At 53.1% G+C, this 14,409-nt stretch carries 14 protein-coding genes; 2 read left to right on the top strand and 12 right to left on the bottom strand.

Going from position 1 to position 14,409, the window contains the following annotated elements:
* Nucleotides 1-599: 599 nt before the first annotated feature.
* The gene (locus LC431_RS10845) at nucleotides 600-866 is read right to left on the bottom strand and encodes a hypothetical protein (protein ID WP_223509796.1); all 267 of its coding nucleotides are present in this window, start codon (nucleotides 864-866) and stop codon (nucleotides 600-602) included.
* Nucleotides 867-940: 74 nt separating this feature from the next.
* Nucleotides 941-1,084 (bottom strand): hypothetical protein, encoded by a 144-nt coding sequence (locus LC431_RS10840; protein ID WP_013575651.1) that lies wholly within the window; start codon nucleotides 1,082-1,084, stop codon nucleotides 941-943.
* A gap of 575 nt (nucleotides 1,085-1,659) precedes the next feature.
* Between LC431_RS10840 and LC431_RS10835 the strand changes: the two genes are divergently transcribed.
* Nucleotides 1,660-2,112, top strand: a complete 453-nt coding sequence (locus tag LC431_RS10835; RefSeq protein ID WP_013575652.1) for a GNAT family N-acetyltransferase — start codon at nucleotides 1,660-1,662, stop codon at nucleotides 2,110-2,112.
* A 170-nt stretch (nucleotides 2,113-2,282) separates the two neighbouring features.
* Here LC431_RS10835 and efeB read toward each other — a convergent pair whose 3' ends face one another.
* The 10 genes from efeB to gntK all read right to left on the bottom strand — a co-directional run bounded on the left by efeB (nucleotide 2,283) and on the right by gntK (nucleotide 13,625).
* Nucleotides 2,283-3,554 (bottom strand): iron uptake transporter deferrochelatase/peroxidase subunit, encoded by a 1,272-nt coding sequence (efeB, locus tag LC431_RS10830; RefSeq protein WP_119261685.1) that lies wholly within the window; start codon nucleotides 3,552-3,554, stop codon nucleotides 2,283-2,285.
* 3 nt (nucleotides 3,555-3,557) lie between these two features.
* On the bottom strand, nucleotides 3,558-4,781 hold the full coding sequence (gene efeO / locus LC431_RS10825; RefSeq protein WP_013575654.1) for an iron uptake system protein EfeO: 1,224 nt from the start codon (nucleotides 4,779-4,781) through the stop codon (nucleotides 3,558-3,560).
* A gap of 14 nt (nucleotides 4,782-4,795) precedes the next feature.
* A complete protein-coding gene (gene efeU / locus LC431_RS10820) occupies nucleotides 4,796-6,424 on the bottom strand; it encodes an iron uptake transporter permease EfeU (RefSeq protein WP_121019288.1) in 1,629 nt (542 codons plus the stop codon).
* A 227-nt stretch (nucleotides 6,425-6,651) separates the two neighbouring features.
* Complete coding sequence (locus LC431_RS10815) at nucleotides 6,652-7,329, bottom strand: glycosyltransferase family 2 protein (protein ID WP_126124912.1); 678 nt, start codon at nucleotides 7,327-7,329, stop codon at nucleotides 6,652-6,654.
* Nucleotides 7,326-7,895, bottom strand: coding sequence for a DedA family protein (locus tag LC431_RS10810; protein ID WP_037035688.1), 570 nt, complete (start codon nucleotides 7,893-7,895; stop codon nucleotides 7,326-7,328). Before LC431_RS10810 ends, LC431_RS10815 begins: the two co-directional genes overlap by 4 nt.
* A gap of 7 nt (nucleotides 7,896-7,902) precedes the next feature.
* Entirely contained in the window at nucleotides 7,903-9,063 is a 1,161-nt protein-coding gene (locus LC431_RS10805; protein ID WP_223509795.1) for a ceramide glucosyltransferase, read from the bottom strand.
* Between the two features lie 191 nt (nucleotides 9,064-9,254).
* Nucleotides 9,255-9,893, bottom strand: a complete 639-nt coding sequence (locus LC431_RS10800; protein ID WP_112198389.1) for a bifunctional 4-hydroxy-2-oxoglutarate aldolase/2-dehydro-3-deoxy-phosphogluconate aldolase — start codon at nucleotides 9,891-9,893, stop codon at nucleotides 9,255-9,257.
* A 27-nt stretch (nucleotides 9,894-9,920) separates the two neighbouring features.
* Nucleotides 9,921-11,735 carry a phosphogluconate dehydratase gene (edd, locus tag LC431_RS10795; protein ID WP_217243951.1) on the bottom strand — a complete coding sequence of 605 codons (1,815 nt, stop codon included), beginning with the start codon at nucleotides 11,733-11,735 and terminating at the stop codon, nucleotides 9,921-9,923.
* Between the two features lie 16 nt (nucleotides 11,736-11,751).
* On the bottom strand, nucleotides 11,752-13,089 hold the full coding sequence (gntU, locus tag LC431_RS10790) for a gluconate transporter (protein ID WP_015689979.1): 1,338 nt from the start codon (nucleotides 13,087-13,089) through the stop codon (nucleotides 11,752-11,754).
* The gene (gene gntK, locus LC431_RS10785; protein WP_015689980.1) at nucleotides 13,086-13,625 is read right to left on the bottom strand and encodes a gluconokinase; all 540 of its coding nucleotides are present in this window, start codon (nucleotides 13,623-13,625) and stop codon (nucleotides 13,086-13,088) included. The genes gntU and gntK overlap by 4 nt, the downstream gene beginning before the upstream one ends.
* 494 nt (nucleotides 13,626-14,119) lie before the next feature.
* Between gntK and yahO the strand changes: the two genes are divergently transcribed.
* Nucleotides 14,120-14,398: a DUF1471 family periplasmic protein YahO gene (gene yahO, locus LC431_RS10780; protein ID WP_013575662.1), complete on the top strand. Its 279-nt coding sequence runs from the start codon at nucleotides 14,120-14,122 to the stop codon at nucleotides 14,396-14,398.
* Nucleotides 14,399-14,409: the final 11 nt, after the last annotated feature.

The following is a 14,409-nucleotide window of genomic DNA, read 5'->3' as shown; positions in this document are numbered from 1 at the left end:
GTAGTGATAAGGAAACAGGGCTCGGATAACATCATGGCGCGGGTAAATTAACCCACTAACGACGCCGGATATATGGTCGCAAACCGTATCGAACCAGTACTTGTAACACCCGGGGCGTCCATATATGGTCAACAAAAACTGGCCACGGCTTTAGAGTTTTTCCAAAACAATCTTTCCGCTTCTGCCACTCAGTTGCCCTAACAGTAAAGAGGGCAACTGTGAGCGAGAAGGCGACATTCGCTTTAAAGGTCACTTCATCCGTATGACAGAAAACCTCTAAAAAGCGGATTGAACGATTATGCGGGATTCTTACAGGAGCAAAAGAACCATGCAGTTTATTTTCCTGATAATCTCGTTCGCATCTGGGCAACGTACCTTGGTTCATCCGTTCCCGCCGTCCCCTCCATTTGCCCTGGGAGAACCATCAACCAGAACGAACCCATTAACGTTGTGTTGCGTTGATGGCCATTTGGACGATGCGTCCGCATGGGCGAACGATGTTGACGCCAAGTAAACGAGAGCTGTAAATATATAGATTAGTTTCAGACGCATAAGCAGCACCTTTTTGGAAAAACACTATTTGCCTGAGAGCGCTTACCTTAATTGCTACATGGGACGGCCGCGCCGCCTTTACCAGCCGCACCGCCTTTACCACCCTGCCCATTGTTACCATCCTTACCTGGCTGCCCATCTTTACCAGAATGCCCGCATTTTACCGTCACTACCTTAAGGGAACTGGCCTGGTCTGCTGACACAGGGATTGTAGCTATACTGTTCGGCGTTATCGCATTTTCAGCATGTACTACACCCGACAAGCAAAACTCAGTACAAAACAAAAATGCTACTAATTTAAGATTCATATTCACAAAGAAGTCTCCTCAACTGCGTGTTATAAAAACTGCCAGATCGTGTGATCTGGCAGTATGGGATTTATATGATCTTAGTCGCCACCCGCTCCGCCATCGCCTGCAAGAATAATCAGATGGTCAACAGAAGATGTATTGAAGTGGTGGAGTGGTTCCGCTGCTCTGGATAAACCCGTAAAGGAGATAAATAACAACGCTGCAATTCTACTTACTTTCATAATTAAAACCTCATTGTCAAAAGTTGGGGCTATTATTTCTGGTAAAAGAATGCCTAATGATCTTGCAAAATAAATATAGCAACCGACTTGTAAGATCTTTATTTAATAATGTAATACTATATTTCCTTTCAACTTTTTTATTGTTGTTGAGCAGGTGATTTCTTTTCGATTTTTATTTTTTGTTTATGTATTGTTTATGTGGGCAGTTAAATAATATTTTTCCAACCCGTTCTTCCAGTTATTGTAAAAGCTAAATTCAATATGGGGATTGATTGCTTTGTCAAAAAAACTTAATAAACATAAAGGGAAATGATTACGTGTGAATTTAAAATCAGCAGTTATGAGATTCAACGCAAATGATCTAACTCTGCTCTTGTAGGGCCTGCATGGAAAACGGACAACACCCTACGTTAAGCCTGTTTTTTAAGCAGGCATGACAGGCAACGTTGAGCGAGCAGCAGGCATGATACCCTCGGGATAGTTTGGAAACAGTGTTGTCCCATCCCCCGTTTTGGCTGATGCTTTCCTTAACAGAATGCTTTATGTTGGTCACACTCATCCTGCAGGGTATAACCATGATAACAGTAGAGAAATCAGATCCATTTTCTTCAGAATCTCATCGCTTAATCGAAATGCTGTCAGCAGAACTTGCCGCTATTACTGGTGATAATGGCAAAAGCAATTTCACCGTTGAAGCAATGAGTGATGACAAAGCTTTATGGGCATTAGCAAAGAATTCTCATGGCAAAGCTATAGGATGCGGTGCTATACGGCCATTAACGCAAAATATCGCCGAGCTTAAAAGAATGTTTTCAGACCGAAGTGTGTCAGGGATTGGCGGTGCCTTACTCACTTTTCTTGAAAAATCTGCAAAAGAGATGGGATATACAGAACTTAGGCTGGAAACCCGACACATGAACTATCGGGCTGTAAATTTCTACGAGAAAAATGGTTATATCCGTATTGAGAATTACGGCCCATACATAGGCAGGACTGAAGCTGTCTGTTTCTCAAAGCCATTGCGCTGATTGTATCTAGAGGATCTGACGTCCGCTTTTGGCACAAAGCTCCGCGCAATTATGCGCGGGAAGCGAACGTAAAGGTTTTCAGATGACAACGAGGGCGCTCCCCCGGCATAACGCCAAAAAAGCCAGCAAATGCGCTGGCCTGATTTTTAGTGTAGGTGCTTCCGGCGGGCTTACACCTTAAACATATCAGCACCAATATACTCGCCTTCCTTCGGTGCCGGTGGCACGAAGAAAATACCCGATCCGATATGTGAAATATATTCATTCATCGCGTCGGATGCGCCTAAACGGTTCTGAAGCGCTTCAAACTGCGCCGGATCTTTCTGATAGCTGATGAATAACAAACCGGCATCGAGCTGGGCCATATTATTCAGTCCGTCCGTGTAGTTATATGAACGACGCAGGATTTTAATCCCCCCATTATTTTCATGCGCGGCCAGGCTGATATGCGCAGTGGCCGGAATAATTAAGTTACCGTCCGCAGCCGTTTTCTTAAAGTCCGGCGTATCAAACTCTCTGGTGCCGGTCAGCGGCGCGCCGGAGACTTTATGGCGACCGAACACATTGTTCTGGTCGCTGACGCGGTCAGTATCCCAGCTTTCAATGTGCATCTTGATTTTGCGTACCACCTGATAGGTGCCCTGCTGCTGCCATGCAGGGCCGCCATCGTTGATCCAGACATATTTGTCAAAATCTGCTTTTTCGGTGATGTTGCGGGTGCCGTCTTTAAAGCCGAATAAATTGCGCGGTGTGGACTGGCCTTTACCGGCTGACGCACGGCCAAAGCCCATGACCGTCCAGCGGGTCTGGGCAGCGCCGGTACTTTTGGCGATACGCGCCAAATCACGAATGGCGTGATAGGCCACCTGCGGATCATCCGCACAGGCCTGAAGCGAGAGGTCACCGCCGGTCACTTCAGGTTGTAAGTCATCGCTCGGGAGCTGCATCAGTTCACGCATCAGCAACGGTTTTTGTTTCACCAGTCCAAAGGTTTCGCTGAACACGCGCGGGCCGAGGCCAACGGTGACGGTCAGTGACGCCGGACCCAGATCTAACGCCTCGCCGGTATCCATACCGACGCCACTATTACGCAGAGGCTCAATCTGACCGATGGTGCCACCTTTCATCAGTTGGGCAATCGCCGATGACCAGCGCGCCAGCAACACCTGCAAATCCTGACGGCTGGTGGTGGTGAGATCAAACGTCATGTACATAATGTGGCGCTGAGGCTGCGTGCTGATCCCCGCCTGCCCGCCGGTGCCGTAAAAAGGGTGTTCACGTGAAAGATCGACCTTATCTTCCGGGTCACGGGCGGCGGTCTGTCCGTGCGCATGGCTGACCGCAGGAATGGCCAGCGCACTTGCGCCCGCCACTGCACCTTTGAGCAAATCACGCCGGGAGAACTTACCGGCCTCCCTGGCCGGTTGGTGTTTATCGCTCATTCCTCAGGCTCCTTTATTCGCCGCGACTTTCTCACCAATCTTAGACAGGGGTTCTTGCAACGCCTGAATAGTACGGCTCAATTTAGCAGCATCAGAGGCTTTCAGTTCTGCGGTGTAATATTTGTAACCGCCGGGGACTGAAGGATCACGATAGGTTTCCAGCATAACGTGCACGGCAGCGAACTGCGCGGCAACCTGTCTGGTCAGCGCCGGATCGATTTTTTCCAGCCCCGGTTGCAGGTAAGCGAACGCCTGTTGCGCACCTTCTACGTTACCCGCGAAATCAACCAGATCGAAGTGGCTGAAGGCTTCTTCCTCACCGTTGATTTTGGTGTTCTGCACTTCTTCCAGCAGATCTGCGGCACCGTTCGCCAGATCTTCAGGTTTGTAAGTCAGCGCTTTGGTCAGTGTGTCGAGCTGTGCGACGTTTTTCTGTAATTCGGCAGCCAGCTGTTTGGTTTCATTCGTGATTTTACCCTGACCGAACAGGTCACGCTCAATGGCGTGGAATCCATGCCAGCCTGCTTTCGGGTCAAGGTTAGACGCACGCATGTCGATCAGATAATCGAGGTTACCGGCGTTGTCCGTCGCTTTGAAGCCCGGCAATACAAACCCGCTCACATCAGATTCAATACGTTCGTAGAAAGGACGCGCTTTTGCGTAATCGGCTTTCGCTGTAGCAAGATCTCCCGCATCAATATCCGCTTTCAGGCGGTTCACACCGACCACCATCGCATCCACCACGCCATTCACATAAGTGGCGTAATCTTTGGTGCCCTGCGCCAGAATGGTCCCGGCGCTGCCCGCAGGTTGTGTGGCGCTTTTGCCGGTGACGGTAAAGTCGGTCATTTCATGTTGCGCGCCCGGACAATAGATTTGATATTTGCCGCCGTCGAGAGTCAGGGTGAATTTCACCATCGGCAGGCCGGGTGCCAGATTCTCTTTTTCGCCCAGAATACGATCATTGCTCAGCAGCTCTAACTCCGTGATGGCGGTTGCCGTTTTGTTCACCACATTGAACGTCACCGGCCCCGCTTTCGCTGAATTATGGTCAACCACACACGTACCGCCGTTGTCTCCGGTCATGGTGATATTCACTTGTGAAACGCCATTTTTTACCGCTGCCTGCGCCGCATCAGCCGGTGCTTCCACTGAAAACATCAGCAACGCCGCCAGGCCCGCCGTGGTCATCAGAGATTCTTTTTTCTTAAAATTCGGTTTACGCATGAATTTCATTTCCTTTATTTATTTTTTGGCAAATTGGTGTGTAGTTGAGAACCGAATGACAGGCTGTATTCACCCGCAGCGGCCAGCCTTTCATTACGGTGTTTCAGGAGAACCCGTCGTGCTGAGAAAACAAAAATCAGGGCCAGCGCGGCCAGAATGACCGGCAACATATATGCCCAGAAACGGTAGGTATCTTGTGCGATTTGCAGTTGTTGCAGGGCATCAGAAACGGTCTGCTGATACGCCCCGCTCACCTGCCAGTTGCAGGCTGAAGCGGCCGCCGTCGGATGACGAACGGTGATGGTTCGCGGGGATTGCAGGCCGCTGCCGGAAAGCGTGATCAGCTCATCTGCCCGGGCACTGGCCCCCAGCAACACGCCCTGCGCCACAGAGGCCTGAACAGTGCAACTGACCGACCACTGCGCCTGATAAGGCCCCGGATGCATCGCCGGATTCAGACCAATGGGAATACGGTTGCCATAGAATGCCACCAGTTGATCAAGCGTCAGAACGGCAGGCGCATCCGCAGGCGTAAAGCGAGATTTGGTTTGCCATTCGCGGGTTTGCAGGCCGCCATGATGACCGGCAATGGCGGCGCTGGCGGGCAGAACGGTCACCCTCACGTTGCCGTCCGCAGGCGTCACATTCAGCTGATAGCCGTTCGTATCAGACAACAGTTTTACCTCACCCGCCGGTGCGGTGTTCCGGGTGTCATTACTTACCAGCGGTGCGCTGGCAGGCAGTTGCAGTGTGTAGTTTGGGTAAAAAAGGCGCAATCCCACTGCTGACACGACCATCACACCGGCAAATGCCAGCCGCAGCCGCGCACCGTTAATCGCGGAGGGACGGCGGTGTGCAGGCCAGTAAATCAGCAGCGACACAATGACAATGTAGAGCAGCCAGGCGACAGTCTGGATCAGGTTCGGATCCGGCGGAATGCCCAGCACGCCGGTAATCAGCGCTGAGCGGACAGTGCCCGGCGGCACCAGCCAGGCGAGATCCGCCACGCGCTGCTGCCCGATATTCAGCCAGCCCGCTTCGTGTGCTGTCAGCAACGCGTTAATGATTAATCCGCCTGCGACCAGGATCAGGAACAACCCCGTGAAGCGGAAAAAGCGCGAGAGATTGATGCGGATGCCGCCGAAATAAATGCCACAGCCGATGCCCACCGCCACCAGCAGGCCGGTTACCGCGCCGGCCGCCGCCCACATGGCTGACTGCGCTACCGAGAATGTGGCGAGCAGAAACACGCTGGTTTCAAAGCCTTCTTTCAGCACGGCGAGAAAAGCCATACTCGCCAGCGCCCGGGCACCTGACTGGCTTATCGCCTGCGCGGCTTCGCTTTCCAGCTCATTTTTCATGGTGTGAGCGTGGGTGTTCATCCACATGATCATGCCAGTGACAAAGAAAACAGCGATCAGGCCGATCACCGACTCCATTCCTTCCTGACTTGCCTGCGGTAACGCGCGTTCGGTCATCTCCAGCGCCACGCCGACCATCACCGAAAGCATCAGCGCCAGCCCGACGCCCATCCACATCGCGAAAAGGCTTTTACCGTTTTTGCGTAAGAATGCCGCAATGATCCCGACGATAAGCGCCGCTTCCAGACCTTCACGAAGACCGATAATAAATGTGGCTAACAAAGGGCAAACTCCAGGCAACAAGACGCATTATCAAATTATTAATGATAATTGATATCAGTTGACTGAACGCCAGGGAAGAAATGGAGTATGAGGATTTGCAACAGAGTGCTGGAGAAATATGAATATGATGTAAAGCGTGGTTTATTTGTAACCAAATAAAAAATTCACTAAAAAATAGCCGCTGGCTGACAACAGTACAGAAAATGCTGACTGATATTCTGTCCTGTTCAGACCCGACTTTTGCGCTTAAGACAGATAATTTGCCGCACGGATTCACGCAAACTGATGGTACGGAATATATCGCGCATCATCGACACATCGGCCTTTAATCCGCGCAACCAGCCCATTTTAGCGGCTTTATACGGGCTGATAACGCCTTGCCAGCTGACGACCTGCACGCGCAATCCGGCGGCAATCCACTGCTGATTAATCCAGACTTCCAGCCCGAAATGCGGTAACCGGCGGATGGCTGCGAGATGCTGTGCGACTAACTCGCGCGCAAACACCCGTTCACCGGAAATATAATCCAGCCCGATAAACCGCCAGATCCACGGGCTGTTGCGCCTCAGGCTTATCGAGACCTCCGCCTGATGCGCCATCACCGGCCTGATGAGCGCGGTTATATCGTCATAACTCAGCCCGACAAGATCCGCATCCAGCATCAGCAGATGGCTGCCCGTTGCTGCGGCAATGCCTTCGGCAACGGCATAACTTTTACCGCGATTTTCAGGCAGGCTGATCACCCTGACGTTCTTGCCCTGCGCGATTTGTGCGGTGTTATCGGCGGAGCCGTCATCCACCACGATAATCTCCCGCAGTAAAGGATGGTTCTGCACCACATCCAGCACACTGCCGATGCGGCAGCCCTCATTGTGTGCCGGAATAATGCAACTCACCGTGATCATTGTTTAGACTTAAGCCAGATAACACCGGTGACGGCCAGCAGGATGAACAAACCCAGGGATACCCAGGCTATCCAGTTGTTCACCTGTGCGATGATATCGCCGAACATCCAGCCGATACCCAGAAGAAACAGGCTCTTGGGAATAGCCGCGATGATGTTATAGAACAGAAAAGGCACCAGCGGCATGCGCGCCATGCCCGCGCCGGTCAGCACCAGTGCGCCAGCGGAATGAGTCAGTTTGGCCAGCACCAGCAACCGCCCGCCTTTGCGGTCAAAACTTTTCACCATTTTTTCCAGTCGCGGCTGGGTCAGCCCGAGACGGGCCAGCCAGGCGGGCGGTTGGCCGTCAGCTTTGATCACCCACCGCCCGAGCGAGTAAAAAATAATATCCCCGAGCACTTCCCCGATCATCACCACGGTCAACATGGCGGACAAACTGAAATAGCCGAGACGAACGAAGTAGCCTGCAATCACCGTCACTACCGGCCCTTCAAGGATAGCCAGCGGCGTCATGATCAGCAGGCCGTGGGCTCTGATAAGCGTTTCGAGTGTTTCAAGAGAAAACATACTGTCCTTATTTCCCCGACGGCTGGCTGGCAGATGCGGGGTGTTTTTTATCTACGTGCCTTTCACCTAAAACTGTGCCCCGCCACGTAAAGCCGCGCCCGGTCCAGCACCATAACCACAAGGCGGGCAGCAGGATATCGCGGATGCACATTGCCAGAATATCTCTCAGCTGATGCGGCCAGCCGAGCACTTTGGCCAGCACCCATTCACCGCCATACCACAGCACAAAAAGCACCGGCAGAGCAAACAGTGGCAAATCACCGCGGGCAGTCAGCCACAGCACCGCCGCCAGCACGGGCAAGAAACCAATGATAATTTCAGGCACAAACAGCCAGAAAAATCCGGCACGGCGGATACGCGCCCAGCGCAGTTGTCTGCTCCAGACCGCTTCCAGACTGCGATGCCCGATAGGCTGCGCAAAAGGCTGTGCGGGTAAACGGACTTTCAGCCCGGCGCGGCGCACCAGTTTGGTTGAGGCGACATCTTCCGCCAGCTCACTACCCAGCGCCGCCATTCCGCCGCCATTATCAAGCACCTCGCGCCGCCAGCACAACGTTTTCCCCTGCGCAAAGCCGTTACCGAGAAAATCCGACAAATACTGCCAGCGCGCCTGATGCGTGTTCAGCATGGCGGCTTCCACGGCACCCCAGAAATTCTCCGGGATCATCCCGACTGCCGGAGAACTCACCAGTCCGGTTTGACTGTCAAAGGTATTCATCAGTGAACGCAGATAATCCGGCGGTAACAACAGGTTGCTGTCTGCCATGGCCACCACGCCTGCGGTGGTATGACTCCAGGCTTTATTAAGATTGTTCACCTTCGGATTGGCGGATATTTTGTCATCGCCAGTCAGCAGGCGTGCAGGCTTATCAGGGAATTCAGCCATCAGCTTTTCCACCAGCGGGATCACCGGATCAAAGCGTGACGCCACGCAGAACACAATTTCGTAAGCGGGATAGTCCTGATAAAAACTGGAGCGCAGTGTTTCCTCTTCAAAGGCGTTATATCCGCACAAAGGCCTGACCAGCACGATAAATTCCGAGGTTTCATGCGCTTCATCGCGCAGGATACCGCGGCGCATTCGCCACCAGGCGATCAACAGAGAGGAAAACTGGAGGGTGATCAGTACACTGCCCAGTGCGGCGATCACTGCGGTGTTCAATACCATGACGATGCCCCTTCATTCAAAATATCTGCGATGAGAATTCCAGACTTCCGGCAGTCAAAACGCCATCCTACAGGCGTTACGTTAAGGAATTCTTAAAGGGGAAACGGGGCACTGCGGAAGAAATAAAGGAGTGAGTACGGGCATCCGTACTCACGTGGGTTTTTATCGCTATTATTTCGAACGGCTAAAACCTATTTCGCCCCTGCCACAGCTTCGCGGGCAAGTGCAGTAATACGATCGTAATCACCGCTTTCCAGCGCATCGGCTGGCACCAGCCAGGATCCGCCGATGCACAGCACACTTTTCAGCGCCAGATAATCGCGGTAATTCGCCAGTGAAATCCCGCCTGTCGGGCAAAAACGCACCTGCGGGAACGGACCGCCAATCGCCTGCAATGCTTTCACGCCGCCGTTAGCTTCCGCCGGGAAGAATTTGAATTCGCGCAGACCGTGATCCAGACCCAGCATCAGTTCAGAAACGGTACTGATACCCGGGATCAGCGGAATGGAACCGGCGGTCGCGGCGGCAAGCAATTCGTCTGTCAGCCCCGGACTGATGGCAAACTGTGCGCCAGCGTCGGTGACATCTTGCAGTTGCTGCGCATTCAGCACAGTACCCGCGCCCAAAATCGCCTCCGGCACATCGCTGGCAATGGCACGAATGGCGTCCATCGCACAGGCGGTGCGCAACGTCACTTCCAGCACACGAACACCACCGGCCACCAGCGCTTTCGCCAGCGGAACCGCCTGTTCCAGTTTATTGATAACGATGACCGGCACAACCGGCCCCGCCGTCAGAATGTGTTCTGCGCTTGTTTTCCAGTTTTTCATTCTTGTCTTCTCATCCGTTTCGATAAATTAAAAAGTAATGCAGCAGGCGCCCTGTTCCGCGCCGGAAAGCTGGCTGCGCAAGGCACTGAACAGCTCACGGCCACAACCGATATGTTCTGCGCTCAGATCAGGCTGATACGCTTTTCGTTCAGCCAGTTCGGCAGCATCAACACGCAATTCGAGTTCGCCGGTTCGCCCGTTGACGCGAATAATGTCGCCGTCACGCACTTTTGCTAACATGCCGCCGCTGAACGCCTCCGGCGTCACGTGGATAGCAGAAGGCACTTTGCCGGAAGCGCCGGACAAACGACCGTCGGTGACCAGTGCGACACGGAATCCGCGATCCATTAATACGCCAAGCGGCGGCATCAGTTTATGCAGCTCAGGCATGCCATTGGCCTGCGGCCCCTGAAAACGCACCACCACCACACAATCGCGGTTCAGCTTACCGGCCTCGAATGCCGGAACAATGTCATGCTGGCTTTCAAATACCACCGCAGGGGCTTCGATAATCTGATTATCCGCAGGCACCGCCGAGGTTTTCATCACCGCACGCCCGAGATTACCCGACAACACTTTTGTGCCGCCGTGATGCTCAAACGGCTGTTGCACGCTGGCAATGACGTTTGTGTCGAGCGAATGCTCTGCGCCTTCGCGCCACGCCAGTTCGCCGTTTTCCAGCCACGGTTCCTGCGTGTAACGGTCTAATCCGAAACCAGCCACGGTGTTGACATCCTGATGTAACAGGCCGTTTTTCAGCAATTCGCGCACCACCAGTTGCACGCCGCCCGCCGCCTGAAACTGGTTGATATCCGCCGGGCCGTTCGGGTAAATACGGCATAACGAAGGCACCGCATCGGACAACTCAGAGAAATCATCCCAGTTGATGACAATGCCTGCCGCACGCGCCATAGCGACCATGTGCATAGTCAGATTGGTGGAACCGCCGGTGGCTAACAGCGCAACAATGCCGTTCACCACGGTTTTCTCATTCACCATCTGGCCGAGTGGCTGATAGTTGCCGGTGGTTTCGGCCAGACGGGTGACCTGACGTGCTGCCGAATCGGTCAGTGCATCACGCAGCGCGCAATCCGGCGGCACAAACGATGCACCCGGCAGATGCAGCCCCATCACTTCCATCACCATCTGATTGGTGTTGGCAGTGCCGTAAAATGTACAGGTGCCAATGCCGTGATACGACGCGGCTTCCGCTTCCAGTAATGCCTGACGGTCCACTTTGCCTTCGGTATAAAGCTGACGGATACGCACTTTCTCTTTGTTCGGCAAACCGGTGCTCATCGGCCCGGCGGGCACAAATACCGCCGGCAGATGGCCGAATGACAGCGCCGCCATCACTAAGCCCGGCACGATTTTGTCGCAGATACCCAGATACAACGCCCCGTCGAACATGTTGTGTGAAAGGCCGATGGCCGCCGACATGGCAATCACGTCACGGCTCATCAGCGACAACTCCATGCCGTCCTGCCCTTGCGTGACACCGTCACACATTGCCGGTACGCCGCCCGCCACCTGACCGACCGCACCCACCGATTTCAGTGCGTCTTTCAGGCGTTGCGGGTAATGCTCGTAGGGCTGATGCGCCGACAGCATGTCGTTGTAGGCGGTAATAATGGCGATATCGCTGCGCACCATATTTTTCAGGGAATTCTTCTCATCCGGCTGACAGGCGGCAAAGCCATGCGCCAGATTGCCACAGGCCAGTTGCGCGCGGTGAACGGTTTGCGAACGGGCAGCATCCATACGCGCCAGATAGGCTTCACGGGTGGATGCGGAACGGTTGATGATCCGCTGCGTGACACGGGCCACGGTGTTGTTAATCATAATGTTGTCCCCTTTCTTAAAGCATCGTGAAAGCAATCATGCCGATGATCCCGCCAGTCGTGCCGAGCAGGGTTTCCATCACCGTCCAGGTTTTCAGCGTTTGCAGTTCGCTGGCACCGGTGAACTTGCCGAATAACCAGAAACCGGCATCGTTTACGTGGCTGAGCACAATGGAACCGCCGGTAATGCAGATGGCGAGTGCGGCCAGCTGACCGCCGTTGAGCCCCATCTGATGGGTTACCGGCAATACCAGCCCGACAGTGGTCAGGCAGGCCACGGTGGCTGAACCCTGAATAACCCGCACGACCGCTGACAGTGCAAAACAGGCCACGGCAATCGGTAAGCCGGTGCCGATCATCGCGTCACCAATGGCCGGGCCGACGCCGGAATCCACCAGAATTTGTTTGAATACGCCACCCGCACCGGTCATCAGCAGGATGATCCCGGCGGGCTGAACGGCGGCTGAGCAGATGGCCAGCGTCTGTTCGTTGGTCATGCCGCGTGGTTTTGCCAGCCCGTAAATGACAATCAGGCAGGCAATCAGAATGGCGGTAAACGGATGGCCGATAAACTCCAGCCAGTCGTGCAATGGCGTACCCGCCGTGACAAAGCGTGCGCCGATGGTTTTCATTCCCACCAACACCAGCGGACACAAAATCAGCGCCAGACTGAAACCGAATGACGGCAGGTTATCTTTGTTAAGCGTCGGGGCATTTTCTTCAACAGGCATCGGCCAGCTGACATGACGGCTGATAAAATTGCCGTACAGCGGACCGGCGATCAGCATGCCGGCAATCGCGGCCACCAGACCGATGGCGATCATCCAGCCAAAATCGGCATTCATCTGCGACGCCAGCAGCATCGGGACCGGTCCCGGAAGCAGGAAACACGCCGCTGCCGCGACACCGGCAAATAACGGGATCGCCAGCCTGACGATGTTGCCGTCAGTACGGCGCGCCACCGCGAACACGATGCCAATCAGCAGCACAATCGCCACATCGAAAAACAGCGGCAAGGCGCAAACCAGCCCGGCAATCCCGAGAGCATAATGGGCTTTGTTTTTGCCAAAACGATTCAGTAAATGGGCCGCAATTTGGTCAAGTGCGCCGACTTCATGCAGGATCTTGCCGAACATCGCCCCCAGCGCCACCACAATCGCCAGAAAACCCAGCGTGCTGCCCATGCCTTTCTGCATGGTGTCGGCAATGGTATTGACCGGCATGCCGGAGAAAATCCCGGCGGCAATCGACACCAGCATCAGCGCGACGAACGCGTGCATACGCACTTTCATCACCAGAAAAAGCAGCAGCAACACGGAGCCCGCTGCAGTACCGACTAAAGTCACTGTATTCACGCGCAATGCTCCTGTTGCTGAAAACTACGGATGTGTTGCAGGGTCTCTGCAATCACCGCATCAAGCGGCTGATGAATGCCGATGGTGATCACGTCACTTTCTTCAGCGCCAGGTTGTTCGAGTGCTGCAAACTGTGAGATCAGCATCTGCGATTTAAAAAAGTGCCCTTTGCGTGCGGCCATGCGTTCTTCGATGACCGGGAATTCACCCTGTAAATAGATGAAAGACAGGTTGGCGTTACCTGCGCGCAGACGATCGCGGTAACGTTTTTTCAATGCCGAGCAGATGATGACCGACACATTATTGGTTCGCTGCATGGCAAACGCGGCATCATTGAGGGCGGCCAGCCACGGCGCGCGGTCGTCATCATTGAGGGCGTCACCGGCGGCCATTTTCAGGATATTACTGCGGGGATGTAAGAAATCGCCGTCAAGAAAACCGGCTGAAAGCTGGTGTGCCACGGCGTTGGCGACGGCTGATTTTCCGCTGCCTGATACGCCCATAAACACATAAATTCGGTTCTGATCATTGTTCACGGTTGCGCTCCTCGACTGGTTAAAAAACGCGAAAGACGGGTCAGTGGTTTTATTCGTTATGTCCACACTGTTCATGTTTATTCGCAATGTTACCGGTAACATGTTATCGGTAACATTATCAGAGGCTTTTTCACCCGTGACAATCTGCCCGTGCAGGGGAAAAGCATAAATGTGATCTGCTTCAAAGTTAATTATTAGCAATGAAACATATTTCGGACGGGGGTTAACAGATGGATAACATGCGCAGGCGAAACGAAAAGTATGTGATTGCTATTACTGTGTACAAAACCTCCGGCACAAAAGACTAAAAACCGCACCGGTTGCTTAATTTTTTCTTCCCTCCTTGTAATTATTGACTTCCTTGTCTATTACTAAATGGCAGTGATAACTCACTCTTTTAAACAGTGAGTTATTGATTAACAGGGTTTCACTAAATAAACAGCTTTCTATTACTTTCCTTCAATTTACTGGGCAATTTAAAATCTGAGGATTACATGAAAATATCTAAAGCTCTGCTGGCAGTGGCTGTGATGGGCTGTGTCTCTTTCAGCACTTATTCTGCTGAATTAATGAAGAAAATAGATTTTGAAAAAGTGGCTTCTGAGTATACCAAAGTCGGCTCTGTGACCACCTCAAATAAAACCTCGCAGTCCGGCGCCATTGAAGATCTTTCTAAGAAAGCCGATAAAAAAGGCGGCGATGTATTTGTATTAACCTCCGGTAATACCAACAATAAAATTCACGGTACTGCTGACGTTTATAAGAAAAAATAAGTATTTTGTTT

This window comes from Rahnella sp. GSA61A (genome assembly GCF_019969905.1).
Lineage (GTDB): Bacteria > Pseudomonadota > Gammaproteobacteria > Enterobacterales > Enterobacteriaceae > Rahnella > Rahnella aceris.
The sequence above is the reverse complement of the archived record's forward strand: the minus strand, read 5'-3'. Positions and strand labels throughout refer to the sequence as shown.

Excerpts from the sequence above, each read along its gene's own strand:
- LC431_RS10840 (WP_013575651.1), bottom strand. The coding sequence starts at position 1,084 with ATGAAAGTAAGTAGAATTGCAGCGTTGTTATTTATCTCCTTTACGGGT.
- LC431_RS10835 (WP_013575652.1), top strand. The coding sequence starts at position 1,660 with ATGATAACAGTAGAGAAATCAGATCCATTTTCTTCAGAATCTCATCGC.
- efeB (WP_119261685.1), bottom strand. The coding sequence starts at position 3,554 with ATGAGCGATAAACACCAACCGGCCAGGGAGGCCGGTAAGTTCTCCCGG.
- efeO (WP_013575654.1), bottom strand. The coding sequence starts at position 4,781 with ATGCGTAAACCGAATTTTAAGAAAAAAGAATCTCTGATGACCACGGCG.
- LC431_RS10815 (WP_126124912.1), bottom strand. The coding sequence starts at position 7,329 with ATGATCACGGTGAGTTGCATTATTCCGGCACACAATGAGGGCTGCCGC.
- LC431_RS10810 (WP_037035688.1), bottom strand. The coding sequence starts at position 7,895 with ATGTTTTCTCTTGAAACACTCGAAACGCTTATCAGAGCCCACGGCCTG.
- LC431_RS10805 (WP_223509795.1), bottom strand. The coding sequence starts at position 9,063 with ATGGTATTGAACACCGCAGTGATCGCCGCACTGGGCAGTGTACTGATC.
- LC431_RS10800 (WP_112198389.1), bottom strand. The coding sequence starts at position 9,893 with ATGAAAAACTGGAAAACAAGCGCAGAACACATTCTGACGGCGGGGCCG.
- edd (WP_217243951.1), bottom strand. The coding sequence starts at position 11,735 with ATGATTAACAACACCGTGGCCCGTGTCACGCAGCGGATCATCAACCGT.
- yahO (WP_013575662.1), top strand. The coding sequence starts at position 14,120 with ATGAAAATATCTAAAGCTCTGCTGGCAGTGGCTGTGATGGGCTGTGTC.